Consider the following 13,329-nt stretch of genomic DNA (forward strand, 5'->3'; position numbering starts at 1 on the left):
CGCAGAAGCGGTCGCCGCATTCAACCTTGATCTATAGACCCCGCGAACCCACCCGGCATTTAAAAAAGACATGTCGGGCACCCCCAGCGATTTTGTCGCATCTCTACCCGCGCCAGCGAAGGAACAAGGCGCGCTGGGGGGCGTTCAATAGGAAGCGGCGCATCGCCGGCTGAAAGCTGCATTCGCGGCCGCGTCTCGATACTCAGGATGAATTTCCGAAACGGATTGGAGAAAGATCATGGCACAGGCAGCCTCCGTGCTGAAACCGAAGGTCAAGGACGAGGAATTCGACATCGGGCTGAAGAAGGCCTATCGCCAGCAGATGGCGGCCGCGCTCTCCGACATTCTCGCCGACACGTACAAGCTTGTCATCAAGAGCCACATCTATCACTGGAATGTCGTCGGTCCGCTGTTCAAGCCGCTGCATGAACTGACCGAGGAACACTACAACACACTGTTCAAGGCCACCGACATCATCGCCGAGCGCATCCGCGCGCTGGGGCACCTGGCGCCGGCAAAGCTTGGCGAGGCCAATCAGTTTGCGCCGACCAGCGCCTCGGTGAACCACACGACCGCCGCCGAGATGGTCGCCGACCTCATTGCCGACCACGAGGCTGCGGCCCGACGCATGCGCGACGCCGGCACCAAGGCCGACGACAACGGCGACCTGGTGACGACGGACATGCTGACCGACCGGCTCAATTTCCATGAGAAGGCGCTGTGGATGTTGAGAGCGATCGTCGCCGCCTGACGACCGATGAACGGTGTCACCGAGCCCCGCCGTCCGGCGGGGCTTCTTGCATATCAGTCCAGACCGAAGCGTCAGATCAGCGGCCGCTTGGCCTCGCTGAAACCTTCCCAGCCGGCGATCGTCAGCAGGCCGTCGATATCGCGAACGTTGCAGCCCTTGTCCGCCCAGCGGATCATGCCACGCTCGGCCAGCTTCTTCAGTGTCTTGTTGGTATGGACGATCGAGAGGCCGAGCGTATCGGCCACGTGCTGCTGCGTAATCGGGATCGCCACGCGGCTGCCGTTGAAGAGGTCCAACGCCTTGGCACGCTGATAGAGAAAGGCGATGAGATAGGCGGCACGTTCCAGCGCCGACCGGCGGCCGATGCTCAAGAGGTTCTCGTCGAGGATGCGCTCTTCGCGCGCGGCGATCCAGGTCAGGTCATAGGCGAGATCAGGATAGCTGCTATAGAGCCGATTGAGCTTGCCGCGTTCGAAGACGCAGAGCGTGACAGGCGAGAGGGCCTCGATCGAATGCTGCATCTCCCCCATGAGGCTGCCCTGTAGTCCAACGAGATCGCCGGGCATGATGTAGTTGAGGATCTGCCGGCGCCCGTCGTCGAGCATCTTGTAGCGAAATCCCCAACCGCTCAGCACGGTAAAGAGATAGGCGCTGTGTGCGCCTTCCACCAGGATCGTCGCCCCGCCGTCGACTGCGAGTTCCCCTGTCTTGAACTGTGAGACGAAGGCCAGCTCGTCCGCGGTGAATGCCCGGAAATGATCGAGCTTGCGCAAGGGACAGCTTTCGCATGGGATGCGTTTGTCGTTGCGGGTTGCCGTTCCTGCCATCAATCCATCCGATACCTGTTGCGGCAGGCCACTCTGGCTACCGATGGTTCTTATCGGAACTAGTGTGCCCGGTCGGGGTGACAAGGTTTGGCGTGCTGAAAACGGATAGATTTCAGGCGCTTCAACGCTAGGCGCAACGGACCACAGTGATGGACAGGCGCCTCCTTGCGCCCTATCTCTTGCGTTCGATCCTGACCGCTGGAGCTTCCGCCATGTCTCACCCCGCCTTTGCCCCCGATCACCTTGCCGTCGTCACCGGCGCCGCTTCCGGCATCGGCCTTGCCAGCGCCCGCCGTTTCGCGCGGCTCGGCATGCGTGTCGTACTCGCCGATCTCGACGACGAGCGCCTGACGCGAGCTGCAGCCGAGGTCGCAGAGTTGTCGTCGCAGGGCACGGACTATGTTGCAGCCATCCCGGCGGACGTTTCTCGCCTTGAAGAGATCGAAGCGCTGGAGCGCGACGCCCGCGCGCGCTTCGGGCCAGTCCATGTGCTGATGAACAATGCCGGCATTCAGCCCGGCAGCGCGATATTCGGCCCGCAGGCAAACTGGGAGGCGGTACTCGCCGTCAATCTCTGGGGCGTCATCAACGGTTCACGCGTCTTCGCCTCGCACATGACCGCCCATGGCCAGCCGGGCGTCATCATCAACACCGGCTCGAAGCAGGGCATCACCACGCCTCCCGGCGACCCCGCCTACAATGTTTCAAAAGCCGGCGTGAAGGCGTTCACCGAGGCGCTGGAACATGAATTGCGCAACATCGCCGGCGGCCAGGTCCACGCCCATCTGCTCATCCCCGGCTTCGTCTACACGTCGCTGACCGCAAGTGGCCGCACGGAAAAACCGGAAGGCGCCTGGACGCCGGATCAGACAGTAGACTTCATGATGGAAAGCCTTGAGCGCGGCGACTTCTACATCCTCTGCCCGGACAACGACGTGATCCGGTCGACTGACGAGAAACGTATTCTGTGGGCAGCCGGCGACATCGTCGAGAACCGGCCGCCGCTGTCGCGCTGGCACCCGGATTATGCCGACGCCTTCAAGGCCTTCCTCGCCAAGGAGCGGAGCTGACTTTTCCGCCCACGTGAACACAGCGTTCTCCGCCGCGGTTCTGGCGCCAGCGATCCGCATGTGGTTTGTGAGCGCATCATCTCGGGAGACGAAAAATGACGAGCGGCATCCACCACATCACGCTGATTGCTCGCAAGGTGCAAGCGAACGTCGATTTCTACGTCGGCTTCCTCGGCCTGCGCCTGGTAAAGCGAACCGGCGGCTACGAGGATGCCACCCAGCTCCATCTCTTCTACGGCGACGCTGAGGGCTCCCCCGGCTCGCTTGTGACCTTCCTGATGTGGGAGGACGGCGCACCCGGCCGCGTTGGCCACGGCCAGCCAAGCGAGATCGCCTTTGCCATCGCGCCGGAAAGCATCGGCTTCTGGCTGACGCGGGCGCTCCAGTACAACATCAAGATTTCCGGTCCTGCCCAGGAATTCGGCGAACCGGTGCTGCGGCTCAAGGATCCCGACGGCGTCATCGTCAAGCTCGTGGGAACCAATGCGCTTTCGGCAGCGGCACCATGGAGCACGCGCGACATTCCCCAGGCAGACGCGATCCGGCGCCTGCGCGGAGCGACGATCCTGACGGAGCAGCCGGCCGACTCCGCCCGTTTTCTCGCGGAGCACTTCGGCTATAGCGAAACCGGCGCCACCGACACGATCCGCCGCTTCACCTCGCAATCGGGCGACATCATCGACGTGCGCGACGCCACCGGTTTCTGGACATCGGCACCCGGCACCGGCACGATCGACCATATCGCCTTTCGCGCCCCGGACAAGGAAACCGTTCTGAAGGTCCGCGACGACCTCAAACGTGACGATGCCGGCGTCATCAACGCCCACGACCGCAAATACTTCTATTCGCTTTATGTCCGCGAACCCGGCGGCTCGCTCTACGAGTTTGCAACCGACAAGCCCGGCTTCACCGTCGACGAGCCGAAGGAGACGCTCGGCACGGAGCTGTTCATCCCCGCCCATTTTGCCGACCGCACTGCGGAAACGCTGGTCAGCTTGCCGCAGTTCGCGCTGCCGGGGGAGCCGCGCCTGGCGGAGCGGGACCTGCCCTTCGTTCATCGCTTCTATCATCCGGAGACGCCCGACGACCGCACCTTCGTGCTCCTGCACGGCAGCGGCGGCAACGAGACGCAGCTTCTGCACCTCGCCCATCAGGTGGATCACGACGCCACGCTGCTCGGCGTTCGCGGTCGCTCCACCGAAGAAGGCTCGCCGCGCTGGTTCCGGCGCTATTCCTCGACCACCTTCGACCAGAGGGATGCGCGCTCGGAGGCCGACGCCTTTGCGGCCTTTCTTGAAGGCGCGCGCGATGGCTACGGTATCGATCTCTCAAAGGCCGTTTTCATCGGCTATTCCAACGGCGCCAACCTGCTGGGCGCGCTGATGACCTTGCATCCAGGCCTGATCCGGCAGGTGGTGTTGATGCGCTCGATGGTGGTTCTCGACGATATGCCGACGCCCGATCTCGCCGGCACGAACATCCTGCTTTTGACGGGCAAGAGCGACGGCTACGGCCAGTTTGCGCCGCGCCTCAAAACTGAGCTGGAGAAGACCGGCGCCAGGCTCACGGCCATCGATCTCGACATGGGGCATGAAATCGGCGCTCCCGATATCGCTGCCATCCAGCAATGGCTGACAGAAAACAGCGTCTGAGGGCTCGCGGACGAAGGAAGAGTTCGCGTTGGCAGCGTAGCAGGCGCACCCTCCATTCTCTCCGTCATGCTCGGGCTTGACCCGAGCATCAGGCTTGACCCGAGCATCCACGGCCTCAAGGCTTTGAGCCACGTTGCACCGACGGTGCGCGCGCAGATGGATCCTCGGGTCAAGCCAGAGGATGACAAAATTCGGTCTTTCGCCACCTCGTGGGAGGCTAGACAAGTGTCCCCTCAGGACTGAAGCCCTTAATTCCCACTCTTTGCCGCAGCAAAGTCTGCGAAAGCCTTGACGAAGGCGCGCAGACGGTCGCTCGCGTCCGTGTCCGTCAGCAGCCCGTCCTGATCGAACAGGCTTTCCGCGCGCGGCAGCATCAGCCGCTTGCCCGACCACAGCTCGGCGCCGAGCGTACGCATGACCGGCAGCCAGGCGTTTTGGCTGAGGATCGTGCCGAAATTGCCCGGCGACGCACCTGCGAGCGCAAAATGTCGCCCACGAAACACCTTGGCGATATCGGCCGATGGCCGGCTCAACCAATCGATCGCGTTCTTGAAAACCCCCGGCATCGAATTGTTGTATTCGGGTGTGAACAGGATCACGCCGTCGGCTGCCATGATCTTCTGTTTCAGCGCGGTAACGGCCTCGGGGATGCCGTCCCTGGCCTCGACATCGCCGTCATAGAGCGGAATGCCATGCAGCGTCGCGGTTCCGAATTCGACACCATCGGGCGAGGCTGACGCGGCAGCCTTCATCAGGCCTGTGTTGAACGACGCCTTCCTGAGGCTTCCTGAAATGCCGAGGATTTTCACCATGATCTGACCCTTTGCTGCTTGTTGCCGCCATCATGGGTCGATGCGACGGGAAAGCCAATGGGATCAGGGGGATGTAAAACCGAAAAAGCCGGGGACGAGCCCCGGCTTTCTGCTTTTGATCGTTATTCCAGCGGCTTCAGCCGTGCCTCGATCTGGGCCCGCTTCGGCTCCAGGAACGGCGGCAGCGACAGGCTTTCGCCAAGCGTTTCCATCGGTTCGTCGACGGCAAACCCCGGCCCGTCGGTGGCGATCTCGAACAGCACGCCGTTCGGCTCGCGGAAATAGAGCGAGCGGAAATAGTAGCGTTCGACCTCACCGCTCGACGGCAGGCGGAAGCCCTGCAGGCGCTCCGTCCACGCCGTCAGCGCATCTGTATCCGGCGCCCGGAAGGCGACGTGATGCACCGCGCCGGCACCCTGGCGGGCGGGCGGCAGGCCGGGCTGAACGGCCACATGCAGTTCGGCTGCGGGACCACCTTCGCCCATCGAGAACACATGCACCTGGCCCTCGCCATCCGGCGACGGATAGCGTCTTGCCTCGGTCATGTTCATCACCTGCGTCAGCACCAGCTCGGTGTTGGTGATATCAGGCACGCTGATGGTGATGGCCCCAAGACCCTTGATCTGGTGCTCGGCCGGAACCGGGCTCTTTTCCCAGGGGTGCGAGGGTGAAAGTCCGCCGTCGTCGATCAACCGGAAACGCTGGCCTTCGCCGTCTTCGAAGTCGAGAGAGATGCGGCCGTCGATTTCGCGCACATCGCCGGCGGTCACCTTCATCTCGTCGAGGCGACCCTTCCACCAGCGAACACTATCGGCACTGCCGACCCGCAGGCCGGTGCGCGAGATGCTGTGCGTGCCGCGGCCTTCGCGTCCGACCGGCCAGTCGAAGAAGGTCAGGTCCGTTCCCGGGCTCGCTTTGCCGTCGGCGTAAAACAGGTGATAGGCGGTTGTATCGTCCTGGTTGACGGTTTTCTTGACCAGGCGCAGCCCGAGAACCTTGGTGTAGAAGTGCAGGTTCTCCGGCGCGTTCGCCGTGATTGCCGTCAGATGGTGAATACCCGTCAGTTGCAAACTCATGATTGCCTCCAATGCGTGGCTTTTCTGTTGAGCACAATATGGGGCGGCACGGCGATTGCGAAAGTGGACAATGTAGAACGCAATGTTCTTCTGGAGTGAACGATCTCCGCACAACCTCGGAGCATTTCCAGGAAAAGCGCGAAGCAGTTCTTCGTCAGGAAATGCGTAAAACTAGGAGACAGAGCGTTTCCACGATCGTCCAAACCGGAGAAGCCTACGTGCGATTGAGATCACCGAGATAGGTATTTTCCAGCCGCGAGATCGCGAAGCTCGCCGGATTGATGTCGGCAAAAATCAGCGCCTCGTGGCCGGCGTCACCCTTGGCCAGCACCTGTCCGTCCGGCGATGCGATGCGCGAGAGGCCGGCAAAGGAGAACATCGGGTCCGAGCCGCAATGGTTGATATAGGCAACGAAGACCTGGTTCTCGAAGGCGCGCGTCTGGATCATGTGGTCGGTGATGAAGGTGCCCGACCATCCGGCCGGCAGCGCCGTCGGCACCAGCACCGCTTCGGCACCCGCCAATGCCAGCCTGCGCACATTCTCAGGAAACTCGACATCGTAGCAGATCAGCATGCCACAGGTGACGCCACGGTGGGCGAACAGCCGTGTCGACGGTTTTTCGGCCCTAAACAGCGACCGCTCGTAGTCGCCGTAGAGATGCGATTTGCGGTAAACGGTCGGCGTCGCATCGCCATCGACATAGACGGCGCTGTTATAGATGTCGTTGCCATCGAGTTCGGCGAAACCGGCGATCAGCGCGATGCCGCTTTCCCGCGAAATCTGCGCCAGGCGCCGGACGATCAGTCCATCCGCCGGCTCGGCGAGATCGCGGATCGCCCCCCCCGCGCCATACCCGGTAAGGCCGAGTTCCGGCGTCATCAGCAGCGTCGCTTCTCTCGCAGCCGCCTCCTTCGCCGCCCGCGCAAGGCGGTCGAGATTGGTGGCGACATCGCCGCAGGCCGATTGCATCTGGAGCGCGGCGAGCTTCATCATTTTCCGTCCGACGACATGGCGCCCAAAAGCTTCGGCAGGTCGCCGAAACGGGCAACGAGACCGAAGATCACGGCGGCCGTAGTGACGAACAGGATCGTCACCGACGCCATGGTCGGCGTGTAGCCGTAGCGAAGCGCATTGAAGATCTTGATCGGCAGCGTTTCCATGGTGAAGCCGACGGTCATGTAGGCAACGATGTATTCGTTGAGCGAAAGCACGAAGGCGAACGCGTAGCCCGAGACGATATAGGGCAGGATCAGCGGCAGGACGATGGTGCGAAAGATCGTGCGCTCATCGGCCCCCATGGTCGCGGCTGCCTCGACCAGCGATCGGTCGATCGCGGTGAAGCCGAGCGACAACGTCACCAGCGGCAGCGTCACGAAGAAGATCGCGTGGCTGACGACCGCCGTCCAGGGCTGGCCGTAGAAGCCGACCGTTGCCCAGAAGGTGAGCATGCCAAGCGCGGTGATCACGGGCGGCAGCGTAAAGGGCGCGACGCCGAGCAACTGGAAGATATTGGCCCAGGGCGCGATCCGGCGCCAGAGGAACCAGGCCAGCGGCAACGCTATCGCAACGGCAAGGGCCGCCGACAGCAACGCCAGCGTGACGGAGGCGAAAAGCGCGCTGCGCCATTCCGGATTGAGGAAGATCTCGCCGTACCAGGACAGCGAAAAGCCCTGTGGCGGGAAAGCCAGCGTCTGCTTGGCATTGACCGATACACCGGCAACGACGATCAGCGGCAGCGCCAGGAAGAGCCCGATCAGGAAGAAGTAGGCCTTGCGGAAGATCGAGGTCATACCGCTTCTCCCTTGCGTCCGGCAATCACGGTCAGCGCCACGAGCCCGAGCGTCACCAGCACCAGGAACACCGCCATGGCCGCGGCAAAAGGCATGTTCGACTGGTAGATCGCCTGGTCGGTGATCAGCACCGACAGGGTCCAATGCTGCGGCCGGCCGAGCAGCTGCGGCAGCAGGTAGGAACCGAGCGCGAAGATGAACACCATGATCAGCGTTGCAGTGATGGTGTTTCTGAGCGCCGGCACGACGACGGTGAAGAAGGCTTTGAGCGGCGATGCGCCAAGCGTCCGGGCAGCCTCCGTCAGGGTCGGGTCAAGCCGCACAAGTGCCGGGAAAAGCACCAGCACCGTATAGGGGAAAGCCTGGTAGACCATGCCGGTCAGCACCGCGCCGAAACTCGGGGTCAGTGCCTTCGCCTCGCTCATGATGCCGAGCGCCACCAGAATGTTGGTAATGCCGGCCGTGCGAGAGAACAGCGTCGACCAGGCAAAGCCGATGATGACTTCCGACAGCGACAGGATCGACAGGAGCGCCACGAGCCAGAGCACCTGCACCTTTCGTCCCATGCGGGTCAGCATGTAGGTAAAGGGCAGCGCCAGCACGACGCAGCAGATCGCCACGGTGATGGCGAGCAGCAGCGAAAAGCCGAGCACACCGCCGAAGAAGGCGGAGAGGAAGCGCGCATAATTGTCGAAGACGAAGGCCGGCGTGTAGAAGCCGCCCTGCTGGCGCTGGAAGAAGCTGACGGCGATCATGGTGCCGAAGGGCACGACGAAGAAGATCGTCAGCATCGCCGCGGGAAAGAGGAGCGGCGCGTAATCGCCAAGGGTCTGGGGCGGTTCGCGTCTCATTTCTTCAACACCACGCAAACGTCGGGGGTAAGCGCAATGCCGACCTCCTGGCCGACGGTGACGTCTGGCCGGCCGCGCGGCGTCGAGACCGCGACGATCTGCCGGCCGGCAATGTCGACGAAGGTTTCGATCGTGCCGCCGAGATCGCGCACAAAGGTGACCTTGCCAGTGAGTGCGCCGGCACCGGGTGCGGTCAGGTGCACATCTTCAGGACGAACCGACAGCGTTCCCTTGGAAGCGCCTGCAGGCAATGCAAGGCCGGCAATCGGCTGCCCCAGCACCTCGACGCGGCCGGCACTGTCGGCCTGCACCTCGAGAAGATTGGTCTGGCCGATGAAGTCGGCGACGAAGCTGTCGGCGGGGCGGCGATAGATCTCGATCGGCGACGCGGCCTGGCGGATCTCGCCACCGTTCATCACGACGACCGTGTCGGCCATGGTCATCGCTTCGCGCTGGTCGTGGGTAACGACGATGGTGGTGATGCCGAGCTTCTGCTGCAGCTGGCGCAATTCCACCTGCATCGCCTCGCGCAGCTTGGCGTCGAGTGCCGACAGCGGCTCATCGAGAAGGAAAAGTTTGGGCGAGATCGCCAGTGCGCGCGCGATCGCGACACGCTGGCGCTGGCCGCCTGAAAGTTTGGCAACGGGCCTGTCGGCATAACCGGTCAGATGGATCATCGACAGCAGTTCGTCGACGCGCTTCTTCTGGTCTTCCTTTGCCGCACCGCGGATGCGCAAGGGGTAGGCGATGTTCTCGCCGACGGTCAGATGCGGGAAAAGCGCCAGCGACTGAAACACCATGCCGAGATTGCGCTTGTGCGTCGGCACATGGGTGATGTCGTCGCCATCAAGTTGGATCGCCCCGCCGGTCGGCAGGTCAAGGCCGGCGATCATGCGCAAAAGCGTGGTCTTGCCGCAACCGGACGGGCCGAGCATGCAGACGAACGTCCCGTGCGGCACGTTGAGGTCGACATTGTTGACGGCTCTGAAGGATCCGAATTCCTTGACGACGTTTTGAAGGGCGAGTCCGGACATTGTCTCTCCGCGGGATAGTCCCCTCCCGTCTGCGGGAGGGGTGGCAAGGGAGACGATGCCCCCTTTCGTTTAAGCTCCGGCCCTCCCCTTTAAAAAAGCGGAGGGCCAACGTCTTGTCATCAGCCGACGATCAGCTCGGTCCACTTCTGGTTGAGCCAATCGGACTTGGACTGATAAAGGTCGTAGCGCGGCACGATCGGCTCGATGTCAGACGAAACGGCTGCAAATTCCTTATCCGTCAGATCGGTGACTTCGCGCTTGACGGTCGGCGACGTGCCGACCTTGCGCGACAGGGTCGCCTGGATCGAAGGCTGGCACATGTAGTCGATGAAGACATGGGCTTCCTCGGACTTCTGCGAGGCGCGCGACAGTGCCCAGCAACCGGAATCCTGGATGCCGCCTTCCTTCGGGAAGGTCGAGCGCACCGGATTGCCGTCGGCGGCCGCAAGGCCGGTCACGTCGTGATAGTACTGGCCCATCGGGATTTCACCCGACTTCAGCGACTGCTCGAACTGTGCCTCGTCGCGGTACCAGAGCCGGACGTTCGGCTTAACCTCGGCGAGCTTTTCGAAGACCTTGAGGATGCCCTCTTCGGTATCAAGCGCATTGGTGCCGCCGAAGTAGGTCTTGGCGGTCACTTCCAGTAGGAAGGAGTTGGAAACCAGCGCCAGCAGGCCCAGCTTGTCGGCATTTGCCGGATCCCAGAACGCGGACCAGGAGGTCGGCGCTTCCTTGTAGACATCGGTGTTGGTGACCAGCGTGATGTACCAGGACACGGCCCCGATGCCGGCAACGCGGCCATCCGGATATTTGTTGACGAAGCGGTCGAGCAGGTTCGAGCTGTTCTTGATCTTCGCCATGTCGATCGGCGTCCACAGCTCGGTCGACTGTCCCTTGAGCATCGCCACCTGCGACATCATCGAAACGTCGGCCGGCGCCTGGCCGGCGCGTGCGGCCTGCTCCAGCTGAACGAGCCAGGCTTCGCCGGTCGGCTCGGCGATCGATTCGATCGCAATGCCCGTCGCCTTGGTGAATTCCGGGAAGATGTTCTTGTCGAACGAGGTTTTGAAATAGCCGCCGTAAACGCCGACCTTCAGCGACTTGTCCTGGGCGCGCAGTACCGAGGGCATCGCCAGCATCGAAGCGCCGGCAAGACCCGCGCCGAGCAGCGTGCGGCGCTTGATGGAAGTGGTGATCATCATCTTTCTCCTTTGTTTCGGCGGTGATCCGCCTTGTTCCCTGTTCTCTTTGATTTCTTGCACATTTTCGGTCTCAGTGCGCGGGCATTTTGCGTTCCAGCATGCGTGCATATTGTGTCAGCGGATAACACAGCACGAAGAAGATCACCGCGACCAGCCCATAGACCGTGAAAGGTTCGAAGGTTGCATTATTGATCGCATTGGCGGTTCTGAGAAGCTCCTCGAAGCCGATGATCGACGTCAGCGCCGTGCTCTTGATGAGCTGGACGAGGAAGCCGACAGCCGGCGGCCGGGTGATCGCGAACGCCTGCGGCAGGATCACCAGGCGCAGTTCCTGCAGGCGATGCAGCCCGAGGCTGGCGCCGGCATCCCACTGGCCGGCCGGCAGGGCTTCGACGCCGCCGCGCCAGATCTCGGCAAGATAGGCGCTGGCATAGAAGGTCAACCCCAATGCTGCCGCGGTCCATGGCTCGATGCGAAAGCCAAGCATCGGCAGACCGAAGAACATCAGGAACAGTTGCATCAACAACGGCGTGCCCTGAAACAGCGCGATGTAGCCCGAGCCGAACCGACGCAGCCACTTCTGTTTCGATATGCGCGCAAACAGGATCATCAGGCCGACGGCAGCCCCACCGGCAAAGGCGACAAGCGATAGAAGCAGCGTCCAGCGGGTCGCAAATACCAGATTGCGCAGGATGTCCCAGAAGGTGAACTCGATCATGACACGCCCGCCCCAAGCATGCGCCGGCCGCCCGCCACGAACAGACGGCGGATCATCATCGACAACGCGAGATAGATCAGCGTGACGACAAAATAGGTTTCGAAGGATCGGAAGGTCCGCGCCTGCAGCAGGTCCGCCTCATGGGCGAGTTCCCGCACGGCGATCTGCGACACGACCGCCGATTCCAGCATCATGATGATCACCTGGCTGATCAGCGCCGGAAAGATGACCTTCAGAGCCTGCGGCAGAATGATCTTGACGAACACCTGCCGTGGCCTCAGCCCGAGTGCAAAGGCTGCCTCGCCCTGGCCCTTCGGCACGGCGTCAAGGCCGGCACCGACGATCTCCGTGGTGTAGGCCGCCATGTTGAGCGTCATCGCCAGGATCGCCGCGACGATCGGATCGAGCCGGATGCCGAGGCTCGGCAGACCGAAGTAGATGAAGAACAACTGCACCAGGAACGGCGTGTTGCGGATCACTTCGACATAGACGGCAACCGCCTTGCGCAGCACGCCGTAACGGCTGCGGCGGGCGGCTGCAAAGACAATGCTGATCAGAATGCCGAGCACCATGGTGCAGGCGATCAGAAAGAGCGTCATCGCAGCGCCATGGGCGATCGCGCCCGCGGCATCCCGAAGCCACCCGAAATCGAGGCTGTAACCCATCGTCGCAACCTTTCCCCGAAAGGCACCCACGGAGACGCATGTCCCCGTGGGCGTCAAGTGCTGATTAGTCTTTCAGGTTTTCGGGGTTGAGCGGCGTCTTCAGCCAGGCCACGGAGCTGGCATTCAGCTTGCCATCGGCAAGCATCTTGGCAACCGCGTCGTTGACGGCCGTCTTCAGGGCTTCCTCGTTCTTGTTGAGGCCGATATGCGACGGCGAGGTCAGGAGCTGGAACTTCTGTTCCGGCTTCAGCGCCTCCTGGCGGGCCAGCACCTGCGCACCGACGTCGTTGCCGACGACCATCAGCTGGGTCTGGCCGGAGATGAACGCCTGGATCACGGCATTGTAGTTGTCGAAGCGCTGGATCGCGGCGGTCGACGGCGCTGCCTCGGTCAGCGACGTATCTTCCAGCGTGCCGCGGTTGACGGCGATCGTCTTGTCCGCAAGGTCGTCCTTGCCGGCAACCTTGAGCTCAGCCGGACCGATGACCGCGATGTAGTAAGGTGCGTAGGCCGCGGCGAAGTCGATCACCTCGGCACGTTCCTTGGAGAAGCCGACGCTCATCAGGATGTCGACGCGCTTGTCGTTGAGATAGGGAATGCGGTTCTGGCCGGTGACGCTGACCAGGTTGAGCTTGACGCCGAGGCCGTCGGCGATCTGCTGGGCGACATCGACGTCATAACCCTTGATGCTCATGTCGGCACTGGCCGAGGAGAAGGGCGGGAAGTCCGAGAAGATGCCGACATTGATCTGGCCGGCCGACTTGATGTCGGCGAGCGCGTCGGCACGTGCGATACCGGTTGCCGCGCCCAGCATCAGAGCGGCGGCGAATGCTGCTTTCATCGTCTTGTGAAGTGTCATTGTCGTTCCCCTGTCCGGAAG

General features: G+C 62.5%; 14 protein-coding genes. 3 read left to right on the plus strand and 11 right to left on the minus strand.

The features are described 5' to 3' along the window. The first annotated feature begins 238 nt into the window (after positions 1 to 238). Positions 239 to 751: a DNA starvation/stationary phase protection protein gene (locus tag ASD03_RS21400; protein ID WP_025428155.1), complete on the plus strand. Its 513-nt coding sequence runs from the start codon at positions 239 to 241 to the stop codon at positions 749 to 751. Between the two features lie 71 nt (positions 752 to 822). Here ASD03_RS21400 and ASD03_RS21405 read toward each other — a convergent pair whose 3' ends face one another. Continuing rightward, a complete protein-coding gene (locus ASD03_RS21405) occupies positions 823 to 1,578 on the minus strand; it encodes a Crp/Fnr family transcriptional regulator (RefSeq protein ID WP_025428156.1) in 756 nt (251 codons plus the stop codon). A gap of 212 nt (positions 1,579 to 1,790) precedes the next feature. On the opposite strand from ASD03_RS21405, the gene ASD03_RS21410 reads away from it, so the two are divergent. Together ASD03_RS21410 and ASD03_RS21415 are read left to right on the plus strand one after the other, a co-directional pair. Next, the gene (locus tag ASD03_RS21410; protein ID WP_057216160.1) at positions 1,791 to 2,648 is read left to right on the plus strand and encodes an SDR family NAD(P)-dependent oxidoreductase; all 858 of its coding nucleotides are present in this window, start codon (positions 1,791 to 1,793) and stop codon (positions 2,646 to 2,648) included. A 95-nt stretch (positions 2,649 to 2,743) separates the two neighbouring features. Continuing rightward, a complete protein-coding gene (locus ASD03_RS21415; protein ID WP_025428158.1) occupies positions 2,744 to 4,300 on the plus strand; it encodes a VOC family protein in 1,557 nt (518 codons plus the stop codon). A 248-nt stretch (positions 4,301 to 4,548) separates the two neighbouring features. Here ASD03_RS21415 and ASD03_RS21420 read toward each other — a convergent pair whose 3' ends face one another. The 10 genes from ASD03_RS21420 to ASD03_RS21465 form a co-directional block, all read right to left on the minus strand. Continuing rightward, a complete protein-coding gene (locus tag ASD03_RS21420) occupies positions 4,549 to 5,112 on the minus strand; it encodes an NADPH-dependent FMN reductase (RefSeq protein WP_025428159.1) in 564 nt (187 codons plus the stop codon). A gap of 122 nt (positions 5,113 to 5,234) precedes the next feature. After that, complete coding sequence (locus ASD03_RS21425) at positions 5,235 to 6,188, minus strand: ring-cleaving dioxygenase (protein WP_057216142.1); 954 nt, start codon at positions 6,186 to 6,188, stop codon at positions 5,235 to 5,237. Between the two features lie 214 nt (positions 6,189 to 6,402). Continuing rightward, entirely contained in the window at positions 6,403 to 7,182 is a 780-nt protein-coding gene (locus ASD03_RS21430) for a carbon-nitrogen hydrolase family protein (protein ID WP_025428161.1), read from the minus strand. Further along, the gene (locus ASD03_RS21435; RefSeq protein WP_025428162.1) at positions 7,179 to 7,979 is read right to left on the minus strand and encodes an ABC transporter permease; all 801 of its coding nucleotides are present in this window, start codon (positions 7,977 to 7,979) and stop codon (positions 7,179 to 7,181) included. Before ASD03_RS21435 ends, ASD03_RS21430 begins: the two co-directional genes overlap by 4 nt. After that, the gene (locus tag ASD03_RS21440; RefSeq protein WP_025428163.1) at positions 7,976 to 8,830 is read right to left on the minus strand and encodes an ABC transporter permease; all 855 of its coding nucleotides are present in this window, start codon (positions 8,828 to 8,830) and stop codon (positions 7,976 to 7,978) included. The genes ASD03_RS21435 and ASD03_RS21440 overlap by 4 nt, the downstream gene beginning before the upstream one ends. Beyond that, positions 8,827 to 9,864 carry an ABC transporter ATP-binding protein gene (locus ASD03_RS21445; protein WP_025428164.1) on the minus strand — a complete coding sequence of 346 codons (1,038 nt, stop codon included), beginning with the start codon at positions 9,862 to 9,864 and terminating at the stop codon, positions 8,827 to 8,829. The genes ASD03_RS21440 and ASD03_RS21445 overlap by 4 nt, the downstream gene beginning before the upstream one ends. A 119-nt stretch (positions 9,865 to 9,983) precedes the next feature. Beyond that, complete coding sequence (locus ASD03_RS21450) at positions 9,984 to 11,063, minus strand: ABC transporter substrate-binding protein (RefSeq protein ID WP_025428165.1); 1,080 nt, start codon at positions 11,061 to 11,063, stop codon at positions 9,984 to 9,986. A gap of 73 nt (positions 11,064 to 11,136) precedes the next feature. Continuing rightward, on the minus strand, positions 11,137 to 11,784 hold the full coding sequence (locus ASD03_RS21455) for an amino acid ABC transporter permease (RefSeq protein ID WP_025428166.1): 648 nt from the start codon (positions 11,782 to 11,784) through the stop codon (positions 11,137 to 11,139). Beyond that, positions 11,781 to 12,449, minus strand: a complete 669-nt coding sequence (locus ASD03_RS21460; protein ID WP_025428167.1) for an amino acid ABC transporter permease — start codon at positions 12,447 to 12,449, stop codon at positions 11,781 to 11,783. Before ASD03_RS21460 ends, ASD03_RS21455 begins: the two co-directional genes overlap by 4 nt. A 64-nt stretch (positions 12,450 to 12,513) precedes the next feature. Next, on the minus strand, positions 12,514 to 13,290 hold the full coding sequence (locus tag ASD03_RS21465) for a transporter substrate-binding domain-containing protein (RefSeq protein ID WP_244494679.1): 777 nt from the start codon (positions 13,288 to 13,290) through the stop codon (positions 12,514 to 12,516). Positions 13,291 to 13,329: the final 39 nt, after the last annotated feature.

This window comes from Ensifer sp. Root127 (genome assembly GCF_001425225.1).
In the GTDB taxonomy this organism is placed as follows: domain Bacteria; phylum Pseudomonadota; class Alphaproteobacteria; order Rhizobiales; family Rhizobiaceae; genus Ensifer; species Ensifer canadensis.

What these genes read in the sequence shown, in the direction of transcription:
- ASD03_RS21400 (WP_025428155.1), top strand. Translation starts at nt 239, where the DNA reads ATGGCACAGGCAGCCTCCGTGCTGAAACCGAAGGTCAAGGACGAGGAA.
- ASD03_RS21405 (WP_025428156.1), bottom strand. Translation starts at nt 1,578, where the DNA reads ATGGCAGGAACGGCAACCCGCAACGACAAACGCATCCCATGCGAAAGC.
- ASD03_RS21410 (WP_057216160.1), top strand. Translation starts at nt 1,791, where the DNA reads ATGTCTCACCCCGCCTTTGCCCCCGATCACCTTGCCGTCGTCACCGGC.
- ASD03_RS21415 (WP_025428158.1), top strand. Translation starts at nt 2,744, where the DNA reads ATGACGAGCGGCATCCACCACATCACGCTGATTGCTCGCAAGGTGCAA.
- ASD03_RS21420 (WP_025428159.1), bottom strand. Translation starts at nt 5,112, where the DNA reads ATGGTGAAAATCCTCGGCATTTCAGGAAGCCTCAGGAAGGCGTCGTTC.
- ASD03_RS21425 (WP_057216142.1), bottom strand. Translation starts at nt 6,188, where the DNA reads ATGAGTTTGCAACTGACGGGTATTCACCATCTGACGGCAATCACGGCG.
- ASD03_RS21430 (WP_025428161.1), bottom strand. Translation starts at nt 7,182, where the DNA reads ATGATGAAGCTCGCCGCGCTCCAGATGCAATCGGCCTGCGGCGATGTC.
- ASD03_RS21435 (WP_025428162.1), bottom strand. Translation starts at nt 7,979, where the DNA reads ATGACCTCGATCTTCCGCAAGGCCTACTTCTTCCTGATCGGGCTCTTC.
- ASD03_RS21440 (WP_025428163.1), bottom strand. Translation starts at nt 8,830, where the DNA reads ATGAGACGCGAACCGCCCCAGACCCTTGGCGATTACGCGCCGCTCCTC.
- ASD03_RS21445 (WP_025428164.1), bottom strand. Translation starts at nt 9,864, where the DNA reads ATGTCCGGACTCGCCCTTCAAAACGTCGTCAAGGAATTCGGATCCTTC.
- ASD03_RS21450 (WP_025428165.1), bottom strand. Translation starts at nt 11,063, where the DNA reads ATGATCACCACTTCCATCAAGCGCCGCACGCTGCTCGGCGCGGGTCTT.
- ASD03_RS21455 (WP_025428166.1), bottom strand. Translation starts at nt 11,784, where the DNA reads ATGATCGAGTTCACCTTCTGGGACATCCTGCGCAATCTGGTATTTGCG.
- ASD03_RS21460 (WP_025428167.1), bottom strand. Translation starts at nt 12,449, where the DNA reads ATGGGTTACAGCCTCGATTTCGGGTGGCTTCGGGATGCCGCGGGCGCG.
- ASD03_RS21465 (WP_244494679.1), bottom strand. Translation starts at nt 13,290, where the DNA reads ATGAAAGCAGCATTCGCCGCCGCTCTGATGCTGGGCGCGGCAACCGGT.